General features: G+C 39.2%; 1 tRNA gene. It reads right to left on the minus strand.

Annotated elements, in window-relative coordinates:
• Positions 1 to 236 precede the first annotated feature (236 nt).
• Positions 237 to 312, minus strand: a tRNA-Val gene (locus H5187_RS24085).
• Positions 313 to 355: the final 43 nt, after the last annotated feature.

A 355-nucleotide genomic window follows, 5' to 3' on the forward strand; every position in this document is an offset into this window, starting at 1 on the left:
ATACTGGACTTGAACCAGTGACCCTCGCCTTGTAAGGGCGATGCTCTCCCAACTGAGCTAATCACCCACATATAAATTAAAACGCTACTATTAAAATAAATAGTACTGGACTTTAACCAGTGAACTTCGCCGTTACTTGTAAATAGCGGTGATGCTCTCTTTTTTCCAACTGAGCTTGTGACTCATATTACAAATTTAAAACATGCAACTACTAATATAATAACAGGTTCTATATGTGGTGGGTGATACTGGACTTGAACCAGTGACCCTCGCCTTGTAAGGGCGATGCTCTCCCAACTGAGCTAATCACCCACATATAAATTAAAACGCTACTATTAAAATAAATAGTACTGGA

Origin of the sequence: Pseudoalteromonas sp. SG44-1 (assembly GCF_014164315.1) — a bacterium.
In the GTDB taxonomy this organism is placed as follows: domain Bacteria; phylum Pseudomonadota; class Gammaproteobacteria; order Enterobacterales; family Alteromonadaceae; genus Pseudoalteromonas; species Pseudoalteromonas rhizosphaerae.